We start from the raw sequence: 22866 nt of genomic DNA, 5'->3' as shown, positions 1-22866 counted from the left end.
ATAATAACTGCTATATATAATTAATTTATAGGGTGAGATAAAAAATTAATTAAACTGTAAGAAATAAATGAAGAATCGTCATTAAATCATTTTGACCATCTTGAATATGACGAGTACGATATATATTTTGTATTTTTCCAAAACTTGGCTCATTAACCCAATCCTCCTTCAAGCATATATCATTTTTATATTTATTTAGGCGATCGCAAATTAAATCAATACAGTCATTAACTTTACCATCAATTACAAATCCCAACATTGCTGCATAGTCATGACCAGGGCTATATTTAGCATTAACAAACCGCATGATACCATGTGTTATATATCTATCAATGAGCTTTTTGCATTTTGGTTCTTTACTACTACTAACTCTCTTGCACTCTATGCCAAAATAATCGTCTTCAACATCCCAAGCGTTATAGCCCATTTTAAAATCAATAAACCCATCTGGCTTAAGACTATCTTGAGAACGCCGTGTTGCACCTTCATTTATTATCAGTGGAGGACCTTGTATATTTCGACGTTTCTTTTCAATCCTCATCTCATTGTGTAAAGCACCAGCAATACTATCTTCATCACTCCCAGGATTAATCTCTTGTTTTTGACATACTTGAATCCAAGCTGCTTGGATAATATCAAATACTGTGGCAATAATGTCTCGTCGGTTAATAAAAGATGGTTGTCCAACAGTACCTGAATCATCCAATAGTAACATAACTTATTTCATCCTTAAATTTTCAAGTAAAACAGAATCAGCATCATTCAAACCAGCAGAACGACTCCAGTAACGAAGTTGACAAGGTTTGATGATATATATATTTTCACCAACATATACTTTTAAATTGCGTCGTGTAAAAACACGATCACCAAGTTTTAGTGGTAGTTGTTTCGCAATGCTTTTCAGCACAGTTATTAAATCCTCAGCCTGAACAGTTTGTACAACTTGCTCACGACCTGGATATGGTAGTATGCTAAATTTAACCACTTGTAATGGTGTATTAGCAATATCAAATATATCCGCAGCTATACTTCTTTCTTTGAGCGTATCAAAAAATGGTTCAATCACACTCATAAAACTCAAAGTGTATGCTTCTAAATCACTAGCTTTAGGTTTTTTTAATGCTGCTGATTTTTCACGATTCATATATAAATCAATCGTGATTTGAGTAGTATCTTCAACTAAAATACGTTCATCATCATTTAAACCATAGAGATCAAATACAGCTTTATCAAGTTGTTTTTTCAAATCTTTTTCAACGGATTTAGTGGGAGATTGACGCAATCTACCTTCTATATCAATAATTTGAGTAATCAATCTTTCGTTATCTTCATTAGGTTCAGGAACAGGAAGTTGTACTAAATCCTGTGTCATAACCTTATTACGTTCTACACCCCATGACGAAGCAGTCATAAAAATGAAATAGCTTGCAATTGATGAATTAAGAATTGCATTCAAATAATGAGATAAATGAACTAAGTCTTTTGAAATTGGTATTCCAGAATAACTTGCTGAATAAACAATATCTTCTTCACTAAATGCAGCACAAACACCATTAGACTCTACTTTTTCAGAAATAATAATTAAGGGAGCTTTGTAAATTTGAGGATTTCTTGATTCTGCTAATCTTGAATATGGCAGAATTTCTAATTCTCTTGCATCAATTTCATATTTGGGCATATTATCAGAAGGTAGCCATTTTTTACCAAGTAGTTCCTCTGGAATCGCACATTTCTGATTTCCTACTTTAAATCCACTCTTGGGTGAATTACCTGTTATTTCTTCAATTTTGGGAAACAACCTTAATTTTTGAATCAGATACATATCTCTAGCACTACCCCAAGTAGCAATTTTCAGCATATCTGAATCTAATGCTGTGCTAAAAACAGGAAGTCTTTTAATATGTTCTGCTCCAATTTCTATAATTCCATGTTGTCGAAAATCTATAGAGCGTTCTGGACATACAAAGTAAAAATTATCTCTCTGTTCTGAACGTTTCCCTTCTGCTATTAAAATCATCGTTGGAGCTTCAGAATTAGGAAATATATGCTCTCTACGCAATTTAGATAAATTAACAATAACTTTTGGTTTATATCTCATTAACAGAGATTTTTTTGCTTTTTTAGCGGCTGAATCATTACTGAAAAATGGTTTACCATGTAAAACTAAGCCAATGCAAGTTTTATCATTAGTAAAGTCACCAATACGCCATAAAAATGCTTGATCTGGAGGTGTACCATTAGCTGTAAGATAGCCATTTGGATAACCAGATTCAGGACGCTTTCGCTGACAATATTTTCCTGCTGATTTATTTGATTGAGATTTTGTCCAAGGTGGATTACCAACTATTGCATGAAATTGTTTTTGTGCAAATACTTCTACTTTATTAAATTCTTCTTCTTCATTAAATACGTCGCTAGTAAATAGATTTTTACCAATCAGCTTTTGAAATTTTAAATCATCTGTTAATTGACGATTTTGTTCTAATTCATAATCTAACTCTAAAGCAGTCAAATAAAGGCTAAAAGCAGCAATTTGAACTGCTTTTGGTTCAATATCTACGCCATAAATTTGATGATAAAGAGTTTCCCGAATTAGATGACGAGTTGGTATTTCTCCATTAGCACAACGGTTAATAACTAATCTCCGCAAAGATTCAACTAAAAATACACCTGAACCACAAGCCAAATCTAGAAATTTAGCATTACCATCTAATTCTCTAAATACTTCAGAAAGTACCAAATCAACTAAATTGACAGGTGTATAATGTGTACTATTCTCTTTTGCTGATTTAGCATTTGTAGCATAAATAAAACTTTCATAAATTGAGCTAATTAATTCTATGGGAATTACCTTAAAATCATAATAACGCCATAAACGTAGTTGTCCTGTTTCTGGATCTACTTTACCACTGATTAAATCTTGTGCAATTTTGAGATGTTTATTGTCTACAGCATTTTTTTCTTCTGTAGAAACGGGAAATAAATCTCCATTAAAAATTGTTTGCAACCACTCAAACAAATTATAAGTTGCTAATTTATTATTTAGTAATGTGTTAAACGATTCTACTCCAAAGCGATTGATAAAAAAGTTTTGATTTAAAATATCCCTATCTTGCAAATAAGCAACAAAAACAGAACGTATTAAAAGCGCGTGAGCAAATTGACGATCTAATTTTTGATTTTCGGTCAATTCTTTCTCAGCGTCATTCAAATCTTTGACAAGAACTGAATCTACTCTTTGTTTACGATCAATTTGTTTAGCTTTTTCCCACTGCCAAAATTCACCAGATTCAATTTGCAACCGACTAGCGTATTTATTCATACGTTCTAAGTCGCTTTTTGTTGTTTCAAATCTCTCAATTAAATTGCGATTTGGATGACTTTCATCATCTTCTCTTGGTTGAGAATAAGAGTTATAAAGCAAAACTTCATCAGGAGTAATTACCCACAACATTGGGGCTAAACCATGATTCCAGCACAATTTATGTAGTTTAGCTAACTCTTTAGAACTAGGTTCATTTAATTGAGTAAAATAAATACAAGGTGAACCAGATAATTCATATATTGCTGTAGCGTTAATTTGCTCAGGATTAATTACCGAACTGTATTTAATCCGCTTTTCTAAATTCTTGCGAATATCTTCTGCTTCTGTAACTCCTGTAGTTGGTACACCATCACGATAGAAGCCAGTACGCTCCATTACTCGCTCATATATTTGATTTGCAGCTATATTAGAACTCATGACTGGTTTCTCCTTCCCATCCTTAGTATGCGGTTTTTCTTACCTCTTCAAAACTATCCCTGTACGTTTGTCAAAATCTAAAACATGATGTTTTTCAGCTTCTCTTGCTAATTCTGTAATTACATCTCCAATTGTTCCAATTTCATTAATTACAACTTGTCCCTGATTTTTTCCAGATGTTTCTAAAACCATTAAACCGAAATCTTGCATATTTTCAATTAAATAAAGTTGGGAATTAACAAAAACTAGGCGATGCTGAAAGAACGAATATTCATAATTTCTTAACTTTAAAAAATCTAAAACTTTTCTAATCCCCTGTAATGAAAGTTTCTCTCTTAATCTTTCAATAGTTTTTATTTCTAAAATTTGTTGCCATTTATAAACAACTTTAGGGTGCTGAGGATTACCAAACTTCTCTGGTACTACTAACCCAGTGCGGTCTAAGTAACTTAGTCTGCCAGAGCTTATGCCAGTCAAAGCGATGGTTTCTTGTCTAGTAAATCCACTAGCCATAAAAAACTTTGTACTCCATATAACATATAGCAGTATTTTGTTTAAATTTTAGTTTAACTTTTAAACAATTATTTTAAATATACCCTAAACTAAGATTTTTTTAAATACTTGTTTGAAAAATATTAAGTTTAACACTATTTGACGTGTATTAAGGTACTTTGATTAAACTATAATAAGCTTATCAAAAAACTAATTAAACAGCTTAGTTAATATCTAGGTTTGATCAATAACTTGCCAATATACAACAAAGAAAAAACCGCAAAATACTATATTTTACGGTTCTAAGTATGGTGTGAGGAGTTAAACTCTCCATCATCATAGAATATCAGCCAAATAAAAACTCTCTCGTAACAGTTTTAGCAACAAGATTTTTTATTTCCTAAGTTTCCTGAATTAATTTCTGTATTTGTTCCCACTCCTCTACACTTACCTGAAAATTAGTGGAATTGGGAGCGCGAAGCACCAATAAACTTTTAAGTACAGAATCTTCTTGTAACCTGTTTTTCAACAAAGCAGATTCTATAAATTTATTTGTAAATCTAATTATCGCTTGTTGTTTTCCCAAAGCCCTTGTAGAATCTATCCAATATTTCTTATCTGGTATTTGAGTGAGAAATTGAGCAGGTTCTATCACTTCTGCTATTGCATAAATTCCCGATTCCTTACCAGATAACCAAATAATAACACCATCACCAGGAGTTATATCTTTAGCATAACGAGTTACCAACCAAGGTATTTGTTCTAAATCTTTAATAGCATCTAAAACGCGATAATACTTGGGATTACCTTGAAATAGCCAATAAGCCATATACTGTTACTGATAATTATTAACCCAAAGTATACCATTTCTGAGGTTTTTGATATTACTTAGTTATAAAAAAAATAAAAACCGTGAAAAAATAAATTCACGGCTTTACAAAAAAATGTGGTGTGAGGAGACTTAACTCAACTTCATCTTACTGCATCTAAAAATTAGAAATTCAATTACTGCAAATTTCTTTACAAGATAGTTATTTGATGACATATATATTTTCTTAATCTTTGTTACTTTATACTATAGCACCACCACAACTAGAACCACAACCCGCAGTACAACCATAGCAATATTCAGCAGTTTGGATTTCTTTAATTATATCTAAACTACCAATTTCTAATAATTTACTCACCGTTAACTTTTCACCTTTGCTAGTTTTTGCAGGTAAATTCATCATTTGATTAAAGTCACAATCATAAATATTCCCCAAATAATCAATAGAAAGTTGCTCACGACACATTAAACCATCAATTGTATTTGCATTAAAGTGAGACTCTAAAAAATGCAAATAGCTAGAGTAAAGCTGTTTTCGTTCTAAATGGAACTTTGTTCTTCCCACAGGTATATTAGTAATTGTGAAAAGATGATTAAATCGAATATCAAACTTTTCCACCAAAAAGGTTTTATAAGCCTTTTCTAAATTTTCTTGTTCGGGAGTTAAAGAAAAATCTTCACTATTTGGTAATTGAGGATTATACACCAAATCTAAAACTAAATTTGGGTTTTTACCATAACCCATTTCATTTAACCATTGCAAAGCTTTAATTGATTGCTCAAAAACACCATTTCCTCGCATTTTATCCACATTATCTGCTAAATAACAGGGAAGAGAAGCCACAATTTTCACTTGATTTTGAGCAAAAAAATCTGGTAAATCTGCAAATCCATCCACAAAATAAATTGTTAAGTTCGATCTCACAATTACCTGTTTTCCTGCCTTTCTAGCAGCTTCTACCAATGGCTTAAAACCATAATTCATTTCTGGAGCGCCACCAGTTAAATCAACAATTTTGATTTCGGGAAATTTATCAATTAACGTAATTAACTGTTGACAGATTTCTGGTGTTAGTTCTTCAGTTCTTTTGGGACTAGCTTCGACGTGGCAATGATTACAAGCTAAATTACAACGTTTTCCCAAATTAACTTGTAAAACGTTAATTTCTTTTTTTGTTAAAGGTGAATTTAGTTGCTGAAAAAAAGGTGTAATCATAGAAGCATTTCCAGTTAGATTAGATATAAGAATTACTCAATTATCGTGAAAACAGATACAATTTTCTATAGCTTATTTCAAGCATTTCCTAGCATTTTCTTTGAATTAATTAATAATTCTCCCTCAGAAGCAGATGTTTATGAATTTACCTCTCGTGAAGTTAAACAACTGGCTTTTCGTTTAGATGGTTTATTTCTACCAACTACCAAAGATGCCAAAAAACCATTTTACATTGTCGAGGTTCAATTTCAACCCGATGATGATTTATATTATCGTCTCTTTGCAGAGCTTTTTCTTTACCTGCGACAATACAAAACTCTTCATCCTTGGCAAGCTGTCATCATCTATCCTAGTCGTAATATAGAAAGGGAACAGAATTTACAATTTGGCGAAATCTTGCTACTTGAGCGAGTTACACGCATTTATTTAGATGAGTTAGGAGAGAGTTCTTTAGGGGTGGGTGTTGTTAAACTGGTAATAGAAACAGAGAAAGCTGCACCAGCATTAGCAAGACGCTTAATCGCACAAGCTAACCAACAACTAACTGATGCCAAAATTAAACGGGATTTAATTAACCTGATTGAGACAATTATCGTCTACAAATTACCCAAAAAAACCAGAGAGGAGATTGAAGCTATGTTAGGTTTAAGTGAGTTGAAACAAACCAGAGTTTATCAAGAAGCTTTAGAAGAAGGTAAAGCTGAAGGTAAAGCTGAAGGTAAACAAGAAGGTAAAGCTGAAGCAACCAGAAATTTTACTTTAAAGTTGTTACGAACTGGCATGAATTTACAACAAATTGCTGAATTTACTGAATTATCTCTTGCACAAATTCAGGCTTTACAAAAGGAAATTCAAGAATCATAGTTTTAATTCATACCCATTCAAAACATTTTTTCTTGTTCTCATACTTCTGTATGGGAACTAAATAAAATCTCTTCTTCTCCGTGTCTTCTGTGGTTCAATATACATCTCTAATACAACTGAGGGCGGGGAAACCCCGCCCCTACGGATTTGAAGGGAGGTGCTGTATAAAATTAACAACATCCTCCACCATCGTAGTACCATGTAGAATCAGTAATTATGATTTCTTCAGGATTTACAACTGCTAAATTTTCTGCTGTTTTATCGCAAACTGCCGCAGGAATGCCTCTTTGTAAAATATGTCCAGCTTGATCATCAAAAAATTGTTCTTTACCTGCATAAATCGCTGTTTTACCAGTAAAAATACAAGCACCGTCTAGAGGAATTTCTACTTTAAAAGCCACAGAATCCAAACTTTCTAAAAGCAGATTTTCTTCTAGTTTATAAGTTTGTTTATCTAATAACCGATAAGGACGACGAGCGCGAATTTCAATTTGTCCAAAACCAGCATTAATAATTAGGTTAGTATATTCTGGATATGTAAGTGCGCCAGATAAACACAAGGCGCGTAAATGTTCATTTTTTTGTAAATGAGCAGGAATTGGACTGGTAGCAATGGGGTCACTCATCTGTAAACGTCCATCTGGTTTTAATACTCGATAAGCTTCTTTCAAAGCGCGAGTTAAATCTGCTGGTTCAAAAATATTGAAAAGGCAATTTTGCGCTACTACATCTACAAAAGCATCAGCTACAGGTAAATTAAAAGCATCTCCCGGACGTATTTCGACAAAGCTAAGATCAAACCAAGAATTTTCTTTTGCAGCAATTTGTAAATTACGGGTTGCAGCTTCTCGCATAGCCTCAACAGGTTCGACAGCAATCACCGCACCGGGACGACGAGAAAAGTAAGCAAATTGCAAAGCTTCTAAACCACCACCAACACCAACATAGAGAACTGTAGGTTCATTATTGAGTTCGTTGTGATGCACTGTAGTTCCACAACCATAGTTCATTTCCTGCATAGCTAGAGGAATTTTCAGCCCTGGTAGTTGTAATGCTGTACTTTGGACACAGCAAAGACCTATTTCTGGTGTTTGGGCAACTTGGCTGTAAAATTGGGCTGCGGTCTCTAAATAGGTCATAATCTCAAATTAGGGTTTTTGGCTTGACTTTTATGGTCAAGAAGAGTATTATACATAACTAATAGAAGGGGAGTAGCTGCTGGCAGTAAATTAAAAGTTTCTGTTCAGTATATCTAAGTCAACATACTGGTGATGAGCCTGGTTTAGATAGCGAATAAATAAAGTATTTGAAAGCGAGACCTTCACTGACTACACATTTAACTATGTGGAGTTCAGTGAGGTTTGATGGCTCTCATTGATACTCCACACAGGTAAAAAATCCTTTAGGAGTTTGAGAGAGTGTTAACAGCTTTTACCGCAGGTTTATTATTAATTACCATTTCCGAATTAGGCGATAAAACATTTTTTATTGCTGTGATTTTGTCCATGCACCATTCGCGGCGTTTAGTATTTGCTGGTGTAGTGGCTGCTTTGGCGGCTATGACTATTTTGTCAGTTGCATTTGGGCAAGTAGTATCTTTATTACCAAAGATTTATATTCATTATGCCGAAATAGTTTTGTTTATTGCCTTTGGTTTGAAGTTAATTTATGATGCCAATAAAATGGCTGTATCTGCTACCGAAGAAGTCGCAGAAGAGGCAAAAGAGGCGGTAGAAAAAGCAGATTTAGATAATTCCCAGCAAAAAAGTGTTTGGTCAATTTTACTGAAATCTTTCGTACTAACATTTATAGCAGAATGGGGCGATCGCACACAAATAGCCACCATAGCCTTAGCTGCTGGAAATAACCCCATTGGTGTGACAGCCGGCGCAATATTAGGACACGCAATTTGTGCAGCGATCGCAGTTATCGGTGGTAAATTAATAGCAGGTAAAATTTCCGAACGGCAAATCACCTTCGTGGGCGGCTTCCTATTTATCATCTTTGGCATAGTCGCCGCCATAGAAGGAAAATAATTAACATTGAAAACAGATGTTAGAACCCCGATTTCTTTAAGAAGTCGGGGTTCTGGGTTTTTGTGTGTTTTCTTGGTCGCTGAATGTTAAGTGTATTACCCCCCACTATTTATGTTACTATAAAGTAGGAAAAATATAATTACCTTTTGGTAATACTATGCAGGCTGAAAAACTTTCCATTTCTTTACCATCTTCTTTGGTGCAGTTTATTGAAAATTATAAATTGACTAAAGGCTGTAAATCTCGTTCTCAAGTAATTGAGTTAGCCATAGAGTTACTGCGTTATCAGGAGCTAGAGCAAGCTTATCGGGAAGCTGCGGCAGAATTTAACCCAGAATGGGATTTAACTGTAGGAGATGGGCTAACAGATGAAATGTGGTGAAATATACCTTGCAAGTCTCAGTCCCGCAGTGGGGTCAGAAATGGATAAACGCCGTCCTGTAATCATTGTTAGCAATGATGCTAATAATAATGCCTCTACTACGGTGACGATTTTACCGATTACATCTAATATGAGTCGTGTATATCCTTTTGAGGTTTTATTAAATCCAGAAGATTCCGGTTTATCTAAAACTTCTAAGGTACAAGCGCAACAAATACGGACAATTTCTAAACAGCGCATTTTAGGAGATGTGGTAGGGTGTTTAAGTCGAGAGTTGATAGATTTGGTCAATGATGCTATTAAGTTACATTTAGCTTTGGAGTAGCAGATATTAAAACATATACACTTGACCGTAAACCTCATTCATAAATAGAAATTTGACAGACCACTAGCAGTTTCAGCCAAAGTATGACTTCCTGTAATTTCCGCATCTACACGCAATTTGTGCAGCGATCGCCGTCATCGGTGGTAAATTAATAGCAGGTAAAATTTCCGAACGGCAAATTACCTTTATCGGCGGCTTTCTATTTATCATCTTCGGCATAGTAGCCGCCATAGAAGGAAAATAAACTGTACAATACTGAGGTTAAAATAGCCTTTTCCTGTCGGTGAGGGTTGAGTTTGACATTTATTCAATATCTTTCCAAAACCCTCCGACATTCCAAACTTTATCAAATTTTTCATTTTTAGCAGATGCTATACAAGGTGGCATTATAAAATTTTTAATAACAGCGACAGCTTCATCAAGAGTAAGTTGTGGATTTCCCTTTTTAATTTTATTTAAAAAAGCAACCCATTCTTTTGATTTCTGTGGATTATGAGTAAATTCTTGGGTAAAAGCTAAAGGTTCTTTTATTGGTATTTCTGTTTTGCGTCGTTCAAAAGTATTTCCTATAGCTTGGCAAAGTAAATCACCTTGAAATTCAAAATCTTTACAAAGAAACCAAATATCATAAAAATCTTTCATACGACTATTTTTTATGCCTAAATCAACCATAGCTTGAAACTTTTCAGCTATTACTGTTTCACGAGGATATATTATCAATTTTGGTTTTGGAGTATCTAGAAGAATAGTATTAATTAATTCTTCTTGAGGGTTGGGTGTAACAGCATCACCAAATCCAATATCAAGTTGAAGTTTACGCTGATTATTACCTAATTTTCCTGTAATTTCAATTCTTACTCCTTCATACTGTTGATCTTCTTTTATGACTTGAGATTTCATAGATTCTGGTAAGAAAATAATGCCATCTTCTTCACACTCTATTAAACAAATTTCTTGAAAAACTTTTTCTATATGTTCGACTTCATTATTGCCAAAACTCAGAAAATCTAAATCTTTTGTTGCTCTATGCGGTTCACCATTCCATACCTTAAAAAGTGTAGCTCCTTTCAAAATGAATTGTTGTTTATATGGAGATTGACTAAGCCTATATAGCAGCCTTTCACCAAGATAAAGGATTAGTAAATAATTATAGTCTTCCCCTCTTTCTTTCGATAGATTTAATAATCTAGAACGGATAGATGCGGCTATATTAATAGGCTTTTTCGATGTCATGGAAGTGATTCTAGATAAGGTCGCATTACATTATGGACTCGGCAAATTTTAGCGTAATGCCATAGTTCATCCATTGAGCATCTTCTTTCTTTCCAACATTCTCTTAGTGCTTCAAGTGCTACATCTAGACCAATTTTGTTACGAAATTTAAAACAATCTACAACTGTTTTAGCTAAAGAATATACTCGTACATTAACACCCTCTATTAGATGGTTTTCAATGCCTTCCTCTAGAGATTGACCAGACATATAAACGATTCTGAGAGGTAAAAGATTATCTTTTGGTGGACGATGTTTGTGAGGAATAGCAAGCCATACTTCAAAAGGTGATTGTGTAGTTAGCTCATAAAAACTGAGTGCTGATAGAAGACAAACTACCCCACTAGGAACTCGTTTAACAGTTTCAGCCAAAGTGTGACTTTCTGTAATTTCCGCATCTACAAAAGTATAAATACCACGAGCAGAACGTATTAGTAGCCCTTGCTCTTCAAGACGTTTAATGTACTGTCTGTGAATACCTTGTGCTTCTATATCTTTAGCTGTAATTATGCCTTTTTCACGAGCATAATCCAGCACTTGTTGTGTTTTAGACATAATTAAATCAATGTACTTAACTGCACCACTTTTGCAATCAAATGTGATAAAGTGCCAGCAGTAGTTAATAATTGCCTACAGTTTATCACAAATTTTTCTTTAACGCATCCTTAAAATTAAAAAAAGAAGTAGAAAATCACCAGAGTAGGGGCGGGGAAACCCCGCCCGTTCAGTAATGTAAGAGAAAGAATAAAGTTTCTCCCCTATTTCCCCTCATCCTCCAAACCCTTACGGAGTAGCCGTAGGTGAAGGTGTAGGCGATTCCGTAGGTGAAGACGTAGGAGTAGGCTCAGAAACCGCTGCGGCTTTATTGATTTCATCCTTATATTGAGCCGGTGCTAAAGCCGTCGCACTATCAAACAAAGGTTTTGCTTCATCCAGCTTACCTTGTTGCTTAAACAGCATTGCCTTTGCTAACACAGGGCGGAAATCTTGAGCATCTTTCTTGATTGCTTCATCATAAGTAGAGATAGCTTTATCATCATTCTTTTGAAAAGCGTATACACTACCCAAAAGTACCTTTACAGCAACTACATCCACACTTCCGGGCTGAATAGTATTAGCTTGGGTAGCAGCAGCTAAACTTTCTTCTAATAAGCCAATAGCTGCTTCTGGACGCTTTTCGCTTAATTGCAAATTTACCATCCCCTGCAAAGCCTTTAAATCCCCCGGCTTTGTAGCTAAAATAGTCCGATAAGTTTGAGCAGCCCCCTCCTTATCGCCAATTTGTTGTTTAGCTTGTGCCAATAGAACCCCATACTCTGACTGTTGGGGATTGAGTTTAGCAAGTTTTTCCAAAGGTTCAATTACAGCTTGAATATCCGCTGGTTTAACTTCCCCTCGGCTTTTTTGACTCAATAACCCTAGACGTGCTTGCAAAAGTCCCTTGAGTGCAGTTTGATTTTCCGTATCTTTTTGTAAAACTAATTCATAACCCCGGACTTGATCTTCCAGTTTTGACTTTTGCTCCGATGAAGATATTTTAGGGTCAGCAGTTGGCTGATTCTGTGGTGATGATTCAGGGTTAATCGCTGTAATTATAGGTATAATAGAAACCCCTATAAAAGCAACAACAGCGAAAGCTAACACGACTCGGACTATCCAGCGATTACGCGATTCAGACACAATATTATTCTGCTCCTAAATGGTAATGAAATTAATGGCAAAGTTAAAAATTTCCAAAACTTTGCGGAATACGGTCATTTGTCTGTGAATTTTATAACAAATAAATATCTATCCTGCTAAAGTAAGTGATGACTTTAGGAAGACCCGTCCGAATTATCGCTATGCTATGCTTCCGATAGCGTAGCTTGGCGTAAGCCATAACTGGATTAAAGACGCTAAATTGCACATTTAGTGTATAAATGTGGGATTTTGCGTCTTGATTTTCGTACAGAGCATTAAGCGAGTAGCCAGATTAAAAAGAAATATACTTTAATCAGTTACACATTGGCTCTTTTCCTTTGTCTTTATTAAATCCCACAATGGGGTATGTCTTGTGCCGCAAGGAGTTTTTATGAATTCCGACCTGATGCCGTCTTCTGAATCCGCAAATTTCACAGCCTCTAACCAAGGCGTAAAAGAGATTGAATCCCCTGTTAATGCTAATACATTAGCAGACCAATCCTCTAAACTGGAAAATTCTCTCACTGACTCTAGTAAACCTGACTCTAATGGACATTTGACTAATCGAGAACAACCAATTCCACCTCCTAGTGAACCGACTCAATACCGAGCTATTGGGTTAATTCGCGGGTGTTACCATGCTAGTGATGAACAGTTTACCCAAGGAACACTCATCACAAAAGATGGGGTTGAACTTAATGCCGTCCTCTTAGGTCGGATTATGAGTTTAGTCAAAAATCACTTAGACCTAGAAAAAGAACATCTATGGGTAGTTTATCCCCGCACTAGACAAGAAAATGACGCATTGCACCTGCAAATTGTTGGTGTTTGGGAACCAGAAAATCTGGCGAAATATGAACTAGATGAAGATGTCCCTGATCCCACTGCGCGAAAGTTACATAACTCTTCCGTAGTTTCCGATAACGGTAGCGTAGCGTCAACCATTCAGCCGAAACCCTCGTCAGCAGTTCCTGATGGTGGTTTTTCTGTGCGTGGTGAGGTAGTTTACCAGTCCTTTGACGAAAGGAGTTTGGTGGTGAAAATCAAACAAGCTCCCCGTAAACCTACTGATAAAGCTAAATATTTTAAGTTGAAACTCAAGGGCGTATTAACTACTAAAGCTGTAGGTAAGTTCTGGGACTTCAATGTTAAACGGGAATCTGACGCATTAGTAGTAGTTAATGCTGAAGCGATCGCCGATTTACCCAAAAAACGCAAACCACCCTTTAAAGGAGCGCCTCGTGGTGCTGGTGGTGGTAGAAAGCCATTCCCCCCCAGACGCAATGCAAATGGAGATGCCCCACGTCCCATTAAAAAGACGGACGGTGATTCCACTGTCATCACCAAACCTGTGCCAAAAACACCTACTCCTAAGCCGGTTAAAAAGTCTAAACCTGCTGGGGATTAGGTAATTGGTAATTGGTAATTGGTGATTGGTGATTGGTGATTGGTGGTTGGTGGTTGGTAAAAACTATTACCCAGTCCCCAGTCCCCAGTCCCCAACCTCAAAACTCTGTCCAACGGTCTTGGGGTAAAAAAGAACGTTCCATAGGAATTGGGGCTACTGGTTCAGTGAGAGTGAATTTCCCTTCTGTAATCCAGAGTTTTAACTCTTGGGCTACTTGTCGAGAAAGAAACAAACTAGCTAAAGAAGCTACTCGTACCGTCCTACCTTCAATAGTGACGCGCCCCGATTTAAGTTGAGCGTAACTCACTAAACCGAAGGTAGGACGGACACGACGGGGAATCGAAAAATCTACAATTGGCGCTACTAAGTCTTTGTCTTGGACAGCACAGCGTTCTACCACACCAGCATTTAAAACTGGCAGTGGTACACCTACACCCATCATCAAGGATGGTCCATAGCTTTTAAAATAACAGCCTCGTATCCATCGCGCGTCCATTTGTTTAGCATCACCAATTAACGCTAAAGTTGCCGATGGTCCAATAGGTGTCCGATTTTCTAACCGCTTTTGCAAGGGAAAATGTTGTGTCCCTTCCCAAGCCACATAACCAATACCCCCAGCTAAAAAAATCTTTGTCCCAATTCCCACAAGTTGCAAATCGGGGTCATTCAGAAGGGGGGAAAGCGAACCGGGGTTAGAATAAACCGCATTTCCTACACGCGGCTGTAATGGTCCTAAATAGGTATGTAGTGGGCGATCGCCTCCATTCACACCAACAATAAAATTTTGATAAAGATTGCGCGGATTAAACAAATAAAACTGATTGATAGTGTCACGGGTGACAGTAGTTTCAAATGTGGCTCTAGGGTAGCAATCGGTAACTTGTCCTACAGCGCGAACTTGGATAGATTTACCGGCAATTAAATCCTCAATTACATGACCTCCACCACGTTCTCGCACGTCTTCCCCGTCTAGAGAATCAACTGGACAACTAGCACCCAAGTATAAATCTACTGCCCCAAAACCAGCATAAGCTGGAACTCCATCCAACCAGCAACGCCGAATTTTAATGGGTGGGTCAGTATGTCCTAAGTTAATAATTGCACCACTTGATTCCATTGGCTCAAATGTGCCAGTGGTAATTACATCTACTTCTTTGGCGGTTTTAGTCACACCAATTTCAGCAACTCGCGCTTTTAACTCTTCAGCCGTCCAGACTACAGCCTTTTTTCGGCTGATTTTCTCATTAATTTCCGCAATTGTTCGCATTTTTAATTTATTTGAAGGACTATCGGTACACTGGGGGCGTTGACGATAGCCTGCGTGACGACGGGGGAGTAATTTTTAAGACCGTATTTACAAAACAACTTGGTAAGTATAAAGCTCAGTAAATTTAAGATTGTCAATCCTCTACCCTGAGTTTAACGGAATCAGCATGAGAAGGTAAACCCTCCGTAGTTGCTAAAATATCAATGGCAGATGCCACTTTTTCCAAAGCAGTTTGTGAGTATTGGATAATACTTGAGTGTTTTAAAAATGTTTCTACTCCTAAAGCCGAAGCATAACGGGCTGCACCGGAAGTAGGTAAGGTATGATTAGGCCCAGCCAAATAATCTCCTACTGCTTCAGGGGTGGAACTACCCAAGAAAATCGCTCCAGCATGGCGAATTTGGTTCATTAAAGCCCAAGGATCGGCAACCTCTAACTCTAAGTGTTCTGGTGCAAATTCGTTGGACAGTTCGGCTGCTGCGGCTAGGGATTCCACCACCACAATTAAACCATAATGAGCGATCGCCTTTTCTGTATCTATCCGGCGCGGGTGATCTACCAATTGTCTTTCCACCGCCATTTGCACTTTTTTCGCCAACCCCGCATCTGTTGTCAGCAAAATCGCTGCCGCCATCGGATCATGTTCTGCTTGGGCTAACAAGTCCGCTGCTACATACACAGGATTAGCTGTTTCATCAGCAATCACTAGCACTTCGCTCGGTCCTGCTAAAGAATCAATGCCCACAGTTCCGTAAACTAACTTTTTAGCCAAGGTGACATAAATATTACCGGGTCCAGTAATCACATTGACTTTGGGGATAGTTTCCGTGCCATAGGCTAAAGCAGCGATAGCTTGAGCGCCCCCCACTCGGTAAATTTCCTGAACTCCTGCTTCTTGGGCCGCTACCAAAACCGCAGGATTCACCATTTTACCGCCTCTCACTGGTGTCACCATCACTACACGAGGGACTTCTGCCACCTTTGCCGGAATGGCATTCATTAACACCGTACTGGGATAACAAGCACGACCGCCTGGTATATATAAACCTGCTCGATCTACGGGGGTATAGCGTTTGCCTAAAACTACTTCATCATCACCAAATTGTACCCAGCTTTTGGGGACGCGCTGACGATGAAAAGCCTCTATTTTTTGGCAAGCTAGACGAATCGCCTGGAGCAAATCCTTGGATACCTGTTGGTAGGCTGCATCCAGTTCCGATCCTGTTACCTTGAGTTCTTCTGCTTTCAGAATTTGGTGATCAAATTCGGCTGTATAATGTAGTACAGCTTTGTCTCCTTGGCGCTTCACCGCTTGCAACACTTCGCGGACTGTTGCTTCTTTATGAAGTACCTGTTCATCCTGGGTGCGATCGCAGATCCGTTGAAGTTCTGATCTAACGTCTGCCTGCTGAGTAATAATTCGCAGCATGGAGTAATGACAATACCAAATTTTACAATATTCACAAAATAAGAACCATCTGAGCTTGAGACCAGCTACGACAACATCGCGTTAGTAGAACAACCATTCACAATAGCTAAAAAGCCCAAAATATCAAGCTTTTTGACTTTTGACTTTTGACTTTCGACTTCCGCTGGGCGGCGTTAGAGGATCAAGTTGAATGTAATTCTCTTCTCTAGCTTAACCTGGATTTTTTTTGATACTACTTTATAAAATTCAGACAGCCTGAGAAATTTAATATTCCAGAAGTCTGAATTTAGGGAATTGACCTGGTTTCCTTGTCAGTAAATCATTCTAATCTATTTTTTCGGGCGATCCCATCAGCTTTTCCGCCCAAATAAAATATTTTTTTGCTGAAACTATCACATTAGCGAAAATAATGCTATATTTATTAAACCTAGTAGTGTGTGTACATAATTAATAGTCTTTTTTGGAATTACTGTGGCGAATACAAAGTCTGCTCTTAAACGCGCACAAATCGCAGAACGTAACCGACTGCGTAATAAAGCATATAAATCAGCCGTTAGAACGCTGATGAAAAAATACTTTAGTTCTGTGGAAGCTTGTGCTGCTAACCCGACAACAGAACTCAAGCAGGAAGTGGAAGCGAGAATGTCCGAAGCTTACAGCAAAATTGATAAAGCTGTAAAAACTGGCGTACTGCATCCCAACAATGGAGCCAGAAAAAAATCTAGATTGGCTCATAAACACAAAACCCTTACCGCTTAGTCAATAGTTCAGTGGGAAACAAACCACTGACTATTGACAACCAACAAGCCATGCAACTTATAGATACCCACGTACACATTAACTTTGACATTTTTCAGCCAGATTTAGCAGCCGTGCGTTCTCGGTGGCAAGAAGCAGGAGTAGTGCGATTAGTCCACTCCTGTGTTCATCCCCAGGAATTTGCGAGCATTCAAGCTATAGCCGAGCAGTTTCCTGAACTTAGCTTTGCTGTAGGGCTGCATCCTCTAGATGCCCATAAATGGGACGAGCAAACAGCTACCCAAATCAAGTCTTTAGCCAGTTCTCATGCCCAGGTGGTAGCCATTGGGGAAATGGGGTTGGATTTTTACAAAGCAGATAATTATGAGCATCAACAGCAAGTATTTGCATCACAATTAGCGATCGCTTGTGAACTCAATTTACCAGTGATCATCCATTGTCGTGATGCTGCACCTGCTGTCAGAGACGTACTGCAAAAATGGCGAGATTTACATGGTGAAAGAGTACGGGGTGTCATGCACTGCTGGGGAGGGACACCAGAAGAAACTCAATGGTTTCTGGATTTAGGTTTCTATATTAGCTTCAGCGGCACTGTTACCTTCAAGAATGCTCAAACTATTCAAGCCAGTGCGGCGATGGTGGACAGCGATCGCCTACTAATAGAAACAGATTGTCCATTTCTGTCACCTGTTCCTAAACGGGGTGAAAAACGCAATGAACCAGCTTATGTTCGCTATGTAGCGGAAGCCCTAGCAAAACTACGAGCCGAAACAATAGAAGAAATTGCCCAGAAAACCACCCAAAATGCCTGTAGATTATTCGGTCTATCATTATAAATGATTCCTAGGTCGCGCTTCGCTATCATCAAATCGTTAGCACTAGCACCGCAAGGCGAAAGTCAAAGGTCAAAAGTCAAAAGTCAAAAGGAAGACAGTATAGGCTTTTTAACGATTTAGAATGGTTAGTTTATTTATGCCGACTTATAAGATGCAAATGGAGGATAAAAATGTGCTAAAATTAATCTCTCCAAAACATTTAGGTCAAGCCATAATGGTAAAGGAAGGATAATAATTCCTAAAACTCAATTTGTGCTGTTATCAACCCGATATTAGCCAGTTTGAGAATTTGTGGTTTTAGCCCGCTTAATCGAAGCGACCCAAACCTAAAATCCAACATTGTCTGCCCATCCACTTAAATCTCTACAAACGGATGCTCTCAATAGATCACAAGCAATGGCAACCAAGGTTTCACTCTCAAAAAACTTGAAAAGGTGGAAACAGCAATCCTTTGGTATATCAAACCTATAGAAAATCGTTAAAAGTAATTGTCCACTCCAGACAATCATAGCAATATCAAATCCATAGTGCAGCCTCAAACACAACGTTGCGCTATCGAATCCTACTTCAGTGTCAGTCCCCAGTTTTGGGAATCCACAGCCAGGATCAAGAGTGAGGTGTAAAAGATGAACATAAGTGAAGTAGCCAGAAATGTTAGGACTGACGCGACTCCTGCGCTACCAGTCAAAAATCTAGCAGCAGAGTATTCTCAAGCATGATGACTTCACACCTTTGAATTCATATTTTAGCACAAAGCCTTCATGGCAGACTCTCAGCTCCGGCTTCCTTTAAAGTTTAACCAGGTTGATAAAGGTAAAGGCATGACTAACGACGACAAATACATGGAATCCGCCTTTCTGTTACCAGACTTGATTGAAATTCAGCGTTCTAGCTTTCGCTGGTTTCTAGAAGAAGGGCTAATAGAAGAACTGAATTCTTTTAGTCCCATCACAGACTACACTGGCAAACTAGAACTGCACTTTTTAGGTAATAACTATAAACTCAAAGAACCTAAATACAGCGTTGAAGAATCCAAGCGGAGAGACAGTACCTATGCAGTGCAAATGTATGTCCCTACCCGGCTACTGAACAAAGAAACAGGAGACATTAAAGAACAAGAAGTATTTATTGGTGATCTGCCCTTGATGACAGATAGAGGCACATTTATCATTAATGGAGCCGAGCGCGTCATTGTCAATCAGATAGTGCGATCGCCTGGAGTTTACTATAAATCAGAAATTGATAAAAACGGCAGACGTACCTATTCCGCCAGCTTAATTCCTAACCGGGGGGCATGGCTCAAATTTGAAACAGATCGTAATGACCTAGTTTGGGTACGGATAGATAAAACCCGGAAACTATCCGCCCAGGTACTTCTAAAAGCACTAGGATTATCCGACAACGAAATTTTTGATGCTCTGCGCCATCCAGAATACTTCCAAAAAACCATCGAAAAAGAAGGGCAATTTTCCGAAGAAGAAGCCCTGATGGAATTATATCGAAAACTTCGTCCCGGTGAACCGCCTACAGTCTTAGGTGGACAACAGCTTTTAGACTCCCGCTTCTTTGATCCTAAACGCTATGACCTGGGCAAAGTTGGTCGTTATAAACTTAACAAAAAACTTCGTCTTTCCGCTCCCGACACCATGCGCGTCCTCACTCCTGGGGACATTCTCGCCGCCATTGATTACCTGATTAACCTAGAATACGACATCGGTAGTATTGATGACATTGACCACCTCGGAAATCGCCGAGTGAGAAGCGTTGGTGAATTACTGCAAAACCAAGTCAGAGTAGGGTTAAATCGGTTAGAAAGAATAATTCGAGAACGGATGACGGTATCCGATGCCGAATCTCTCACCCCCGCATCCCTAGTTAACCCTAAACCCTTAGTAGCAGCCATCAAAGAATTTTTTGGTTCAAGCCAACTAAGTCAGTTCATGGATCAAACCAACCCCTTAGCGGAATTGACCCATAAACGTCGTCTTAGTGCCTTGGGTCCAGGTGGTTTAACCAGAGAAAGAGCCGGGTTTGCAGTTCGAGATATTCACCCCAGCCACTACGGACGGATTTGCCCCATCGAAACACCAGAAGGCCCAAACGCCGGACTGATTGGCTCATTAGCCACCCATGCCCGCGTTAACCTCTATGGTTTCCTAGAAACACCCTTTAGACCAGTAGAAAACGGCAAAGTCCTATTTGATGTTCCGCCCGTCTACATGACAGCAGACGAAGAAGACGACCTCCGCACAGCCACCGGTGACGTTCCCCTAGATGAAAACGGTTACATCAAAGGACCACAAGTACCAGTTCGCTATCGCCAAGACTGGACAACCACCGGACCAGAACAGGTGGATTATGTAGCCGTTTCCCCAGTCCAGATCGTCTCAGTAGCTACCAGCATGATTCCCTTCTTGGAACATGACGACGCTAACCGAGCGCTGATGGGTTCCAATATGCAACGCCAAGCTGTACCCCTGTTAAAACCAGAACGCCCCTTAGTGGGAACAGGTTTAGAAGCTCAAGCGGCAAGAGACTCCGGGATGGTGATAGTTTCCCGCACAGATGGCGATGTGGTCTATGTTGATGCCACAGAAATTCGTGTCCGTGCCAGTGGTCAATTGTCCGCAGCCAGTGGCAGTCAACCTGTGGAAAAAGGGCAAGAACTGAAATACAAACTTTCCAAATATCAACGTTCTAACCAAGATACCTGTTTAAACCAAAAACCATTGGTGAGAATTGGCGAAAAGGTGGTTGCCGGTCAGGTATTGGCAGATGGTTCTTCCACAGAAGGGGGAGAACTGGCATTAGGACAAAACATCGTTGTCGCCTATATGCCTTGGGAAGGTTACAACTACGAGGATGCGATTCTGATTTCCGAGCGCTTGGTGCAGGAAGATATCTATACCTCTATTCACATTGAAAAATACGAAATCGAAGCACGACAAACCAAACTTGGACCGGAGGAAATCACCAGAGAAATTCCCAACGTCGGTGAAGATGCCCTTAGACAATTAGATGAACAAGGGATTATCCGCATTGGGGCATGGGTAGATGCTGGGGATATTCTTGTAGGGAAGGTAACACCCAAAGGTGAATCTGACCAACCCCCAGAAGAAAAACTCCTCCGCGCCATCTTTGGGGAAAAAGCCCGTGATGTTCGTGACAACTCTCTGCGAGTTCCCAATGGTGAAAAAGGCCGGGTAGTTGATGTCCGGTTATTCACCCGTGAACAAGGTGATGAACTGCCACCAGGGGCAAATATGGTAGTCCGGGTTTATGTAGCTCAAAAGCGCAAAATCCAAGTTGGCGACAAAATGGCAGGGAGACATGGTAACAAAGGGATTATTTCCCGCATTCTTGCCGCTGAAGATATGCCCTATTTAGCCGACGGTTCACCTGTGGATATTGTTCTCAATCCCTTGGGTGTACCGAGCCGGATGAACGTCGGACAGGTATTTGAATGTTTGCTGGGTTGGGCTGGTCATAATTTGGGAGTCAGATTCAAAATTACTCCGTTTGATGAAATGTATGGGGAAGAAACTTCCCGGCGCTTAGTTCACGGCAAACTTCAAGAAGCCAGAGACGAAACTGCTAAGGATTGGGTCTATAACCCCGACAATGCCGGGAAAATCATGGTTTATGACGGTCGCACCGGCGAACCCTTTGACCGGGCGATTACTGTGGGTGTTGCCTATATGCTCAAACTGGTGCATTTAGTTGATGACAAGATTCACGCTCGTTCCACAGGTCCCTACTCTTTGGTGACTCAGCAACCCTTGGGTGGTAAGGCTCAACAGGGTGGGCAAAGATTTGGAGAAATGGAAGTGTGGGCGCTGGAGGCTTTCGGTGCTGCTTATACCTTGCAGGAGTTGTTGACAGTCAAGTCCGATGATATGCAGGGAAGGAATGAAGCGCTGAATGCGATCGTTAAAGGCAAAGCTATTCCCCGTCCTGGTACTCCTGAATCCTTCAAAGTATTGATGCGCGAGTTGCAGTCTTTAGGCTTGGATATTGCGGTACATAAGGTAGAAACCCAAGCAGATGGCAGTTCTTTGGATGTGGAGGTAGACCTGATGGCAGACCAAGCCGCTCGACGGACACCACCTAGACCTACTTATGAGTCGCTTTCCCGTGAATCTTTGGAAGGGGATGATTAGGGAGGTAGGGGTGGTAGAGGAAGGTAGGGGAAGGTAGGGGAGGTAGAGGAAAGTAGGGGAGGTAGAGGAGAATATTTTTACTCTTGCTTCTTGCCTCCTACTCCCCCCACTCCCCCTAGAGACAGTACCTATGCAGTGCAAATGTATGTCCCTACCCGGCTACTGAACAA

General features: G+C 39.0%; 19 protein-coding genes and 1 pseudogene. 9 read left to right on the top strand and 11 right to left on the bottom strand.

Annotated elements, in window-relative coordinates; translation table 11 throughout:
• Nucleotides 1–49: 49 nt before the first annotated feature.
• From FJR05_RS02625 to arsS, 5 genes are all read right to left on the bottom strand, one after another.
• Nucleotides 50–715 carry a hypothetical protein gene (locus tag FJR05_RS02625; protein WP_168642679.1) on the bottom strand — a complete coding sequence of 222 codons (666 nt, stop codon included), beginning with the start codon at nucleotides 713–715 and terminating at the stop codon, nucleotides 50–52.
• A 3-nt stretch (nucleotides 716–718) separates the two neighbouring features.
• A complete protein-coding gene (locus FJR05_RS02620; protein ID WP_168642678.1) occupies nucleotides 719–3742 on the bottom strand; it encodes a class I SAM-dependent DNA methyltransferase in 3024 nt (1007 codons plus the stop codon).
• Between the two features lie 39 nt (nucleotides 3743–3781).
• Nucleotides 3782–4255: a MerR family transcriptional regulator gene (locus FJR05_RS02615; RefSeq protein ID WP_168642677.1), complete on the bottom strand. Its 474-nt coding sequence runs from the start codon at nucleotides 4253–4255 to the stop codon at nucleotides 3782–3784.
• A gap of 379 nt (nucleotides 4256–4634) precedes the next feature.
• Entirely contained in the window at nucleotides 4635–5063 is a 429-nt protein-coding gene (locus FJR05_RS02610) for an EVE domain-containing protein (protein WP_168642676.1), read from the bottom strand.
• A gap of 241 nt (nucleotides 5064–5304) precedes the next feature.
• Complete coding sequence (gene arsS / locus FJR05_RS02605; RefSeq protein ID WP_168642675.1) at nucleotides 5305–6279, bottom strand: arsenosugar biosynthesis radical SAM (seleno)protein ArsS; 975 nt, start codon at nucleotides 6277–6279, stop codon at nucleotides 5305–5307.
• 45 nt (nucleotides 6280–6324) lie between these two features.
• Between arsS and FJR05_RS02600 the strand changes: the two genes are divergently transcribed.
• Nucleotides 6325–7143, top strand: a complete 819-nt coding sequence (locus tag FJR05_RS02600) for an Rpn family recombination-promoting nuclease/putative transposase (protein ID WP_168642674.1) — start codon at nucleotides 6325–6327, stop codon at nucleotides 7141–7143.
• A 170-nt stretch (nucleotides 7144–7313) separates the two neighbouring features.
• On the opposite strand, the gene arsM is transcribed toward FJR05_RS02600, so the two are convergent.
• Nucleotides 7314–8282: an arsenosugar biosynthesis arsenite methyltransferase ArsM gene (gene arsM / locus FJR05_RS02595; RefSeq protein ID WP_168642673.1), complete on the bottom strand. Its 969-nt coding sequence runs from the start codon at nucleotides 8280–8282 to the stop codon at nucleotides 7314–7316.
• Nucleotides 8283–8561: 279 nt separating this feature from the next.
• On the opposite strand from arsM, the gene FJR05_RS02590 reads away from it, so the two are divergent.
• The 4 genes and pseudogenes from FJR05_RS02590 to FJR05_RS02575 all read left to right on the top strand — a co-directional run.
• Nucleotides 8562–9179 carry a TMEM165/GDT1 family protein gene (locus FJR05_RS02590; RefSeq protein WP_168642672.1) on the top strand — a complete coding sequence of 206 codons (618 nt, stop codon included), beginning with the start codon at nucleotides 8562–8564 and terminating at the stop codon, nucleotides 9177–9179.
• A gap of 157 nt (nucleotides 9180–9336) precedes the next feature.
• On the top strand, nucleotides 9337–9561 hold the full coding sequence (locus tag FJR05_RS02585; protein WP_168642671.1) for a CopG family transcriptional regulator: 225 nt from the start codon (nucleotides 9337–9339) through the stop codon (nucleotides 9559–9561).
• Between the two features lie 40 nt (nucleotides 9562–9601).
• On the top strand, nucleotides 9602–9886 hold the full coding sequence (locus FJR05_RS02580; protein WP_254446662.1) for a type II toxin-antitoxin system PemK/MazF family toxin: 285 nt from the start codon (nucleotides 9602–9604) through the stop codon (nucleotides 9884–9886).
• Nucleotides 9887–9995: 109 nt separating this feature from the next.
• Nucleotides 9996–10130 (top strand): annotated as a pseudogene (locus FJR05_RS02575) (TMEM165/GDT1 family protein); the annotation flags it as partial.
• Between the two features lie 59 nt (nucleotides 10131–10189).
• Here FJR05_RS02575 and FJR05_RS02570 read toward each other — a convergent pair.
• From FJR05_RS02570 to FJR05_RS02560, 3 genes are all read right to left on the bottom strand, one after another.
• Entirely contained in the window at nucleotides 10190–11119 is a 930-nt protein-coding gene (locus FJR05_RS02570) for a nucleotidyl transferase AbiEii/AbiGii toxin family protein (protein ID WP_168642669.1), read from the bottom strand.
• Nucleotides 11116–11712 (bottom strand): type IV toxin-antitoxin system AbiEi family antitoxin domain-containing protein, encoded by a 597-nt coding sequence (locus tag FJR05_RS02565; RefSeq protein ID WP_168642668.1) that lies wholly within the window; start codon nucleotides 11710–11712, stop codon nucleotides 11116–11118. The genes FJR05_RS02570 and FJR05_RS02565 overlap by 4 nt, the downstream gene beginning before the upstream one ends.
• A 228-nt stretch (nucleotides 11713–11940) precedes the next feature.
• The gene (locus tag FJR05_RS02560) at nucleotides 11941–12837 is read right to left on the bottom strand and encodes a Tfp pilus assembly protein PilF (protein ID WP_168642667.1); all 897 of its coding nucleotides are present in this window, start codon (nucleotides 12835–12837) and stop codon (nucleotides 11941–11943) included.
• Between the two features lie 391 nt (nucleotides 12838–13228).
• Here FJR05_RS02560 and FJR05_RS02555 point away from each other — a divergent pair, with 391 nt between their 5' ends.
• Complete coding sequence (locus FJR05_RS02555) at nucleotides 13229–14245, top strand: hypothetical protein (protein ID WP_168642666.1); 1017 nt, start codon at nucleotides 13229–13231, stop codon at nucleotides 14243–14245.
• A gap of 97 nt (nucleotides 14246–14342) precedes the next feature.
• On the opposite strand, the gene FJR05_RS02550 is transcribed toward FJR05_RS02555, so the two are convergent.
• Together FJR05_RS02550 and hisD are read right to left on the bottom strand one after the other, a co-directional pair.
• A complete protein-coding gene (locus FJR05_RS02550) occupies nucleotides 14343–15512 on the bottom strand; it encodes a homocysteine biosynthesis protein (RefSeq protein ID WP_168642665.1) in 1170 nt (389 codons plus the stop codon).
• 133 nt (nucleotides 15513–15645) lie between these two features.
• Nucleotides 15646–16941 carry a histidinol dehydrogenase gene (hisD, locus tag FJR05_RS02545; protein WP_168642664.1) on the bottom strand — a complete coding sequence of 432 codons (1296 nt, stop codon included), beginning with the start codon at nucleotides 16939–16941 and terminating at the stop codon, nucleotides 15646–15648.
• Nucleotides 16942–17412: 471 nt separating this feature from the next.
• On the opposite strand from hisD, the gene rpsT reads away from it, so the two are divergent.
• The 3 genes from rpsT to rpoB all read left to right on the top strand — a co-directional run bounded on the left by rpsT (nucleotide 17413) and on the right by rpoB (nucleotide 22696).
• The gene (gene rpsT, locus FJR05_RS02540; RefSeq protein ID WP_039202355.1) at nucleotides 17413–17700 is read left to right on the top strand and encodes a 30S ribosomal protein S20; all 288 of its coding nucleotides are present in this window, start codon (nucleotides 17413–17415) and stop codon (nucleotides 17698–17700) included.
• 50 nt (nucleotides 17701–17750) lie between these two features.
• Complete coding sequence (locus FJR05_RS02535; protein WP_168642697.1) at nucleotides 17751–18536, top strand: TatD family hydrolase; 786 nt, start codon at nucleotides 17751–17753, stop codon at nucleotides 18534–18536.
• A gap of 821 nt (nucleotides 18537–19357) precedes the next feature.
• A complete protein-coding gene (gene rpoB / locus FJR05_RS02530) occupies nucleotides 19358–22696 on the top strand; it encodes a DNA-directed RNA polymerase subunit beta (protein ID WP_168642696.1) in 3339 nt (1112 codons plus the stop codon).
• Nucleotides 22697–22866: the final 170 nt, after the last annotated feature.

Origin of the sequence: Dolichospermum sp. UHCC 0259 (assembly GCF_009711935.1) — a bacterium.
Taxonomy (GTDB): domain Bacteria; phylum Cyanobacteriota; class Cyanobacteriia; order Cyanobacteriales; family Nostocaceae; genus Dolichospermum.
The sequence above is the reverse complement of the archived record's forward strand: the minus strand, read 5'-3'. Positions and strand labels throughout refer to the sequence as shown.

What these genes read in the sequence shown, in the direction of transcription:
- FJR05_RS02535 (WP_168642697.1), top strand. Translation starts at nt 17,751, where the DNA reads ATGCAACTTATAGATACCCACGTACACATTAACTTTGACATTTTTCAG.
- hisD (WP_168642664.1), bottom strand. Translation starts at nt 16,941, where the DNA reads ATGCTGCGAATTATTACTCAGCAGGCAGACGTTAGATCAGAACTTCAA.
- arsM (WP_168642673.1), bottom strand. Translation starts at nt 8,282, where the DNA reads ATGACCTATTTAGAGACCGCAGCCCAATTTTACAGCCAAGTTGCCCAA.
- FJR05_RS02565 (WP_168642668.1), bottom strand. Translation starts at nt 11,712, where the DNA reads ATGTCTAAAACACAACAAGTGCTGGATTATGCTCGTGAAAAAGGCATA.
- FJR05_RS02625 (WP_168642679.1), bottom strand. Translation starts at nt 715, where the DNA reads ATGTTACTATTGGATGATTCAGGTACTGTTGGACAACCATCTTTTATT.
- FJR05_RS02615 (WP_168642677.1), bottom strand. Translation starts at nt 4,255, where the DNA reads ATGGCTAGTGGATTTACTAGACAAGAAACCATCGCTTTGACTGGCATA.
- rpoB (WP_168642696.1), top strand. Translation starts at nt 19,358, where the DNA reads ATGACTAACGACGACAAATACATGGAATCCGCCTTTCTGTTACCAGAC.
- FJR05_RS02580 (WP_254446662.1), top strand. Translation starts at nt 9,602, where the DNA reads ATGGATAAACGCCGTCCTGTAATCATTGTTAGCAATGATGCTAATAAT.
- FJR05_RS02550 (WP_168642665.1), bottom strand. Translation starts at nt 15,512, where the DNA reads ATGCGAACAATTGCGGAAATTAATGAGAAAATCAGCCGAAAAAAGGCT.
- arsS (WP_168642675.1), bottom strand. Translation starts at nt 6,279, where the DNA reads ATGATTACACCTTTTTTTCAGCAACTAAATTCACCTTTAACAAAAAAA.
- FJR05_RS02555 (WP_168642666.1), top strand. Translation starts at nt 13,229, where the DNA reads ATGAATTCCGACCTGATGCCGTCTTCTGAATCCGCAAATTTCACAGCC.
- FJR05_RS02610 (WP_168642676.1), bottom strand. Translation starts at nt 5,063, where the DNA reads ATGGCTTATTGGCTATTTCAAGGTAATCCCAAGTATTATCGCGTTTTA.
- FJR05_RS02620 (WP_168642678.1), bottom strand. Translation starts at nt 3,742, where the DNA reads ATGAGTTCTAATATAGCTGCAAATCAAATATATGAGCGAGTAATGGAG.
- FJR05_RS02585 (WP_168642671.1), top strand. Translation starts at nt 9,337, where the DNA reads ATGCAGGCTGAAAAACTTTCCATTTCTTTACCATCTTCTTTGGTGCAG.
- FJR05_RS02570 (WP_168642669.1), bottom strand. Translation starts at nt 11,119, where the DNA reads ATGACATCGAAAAAGCCTATTAATATAGCCGCATCTATCCGTTCTAGA.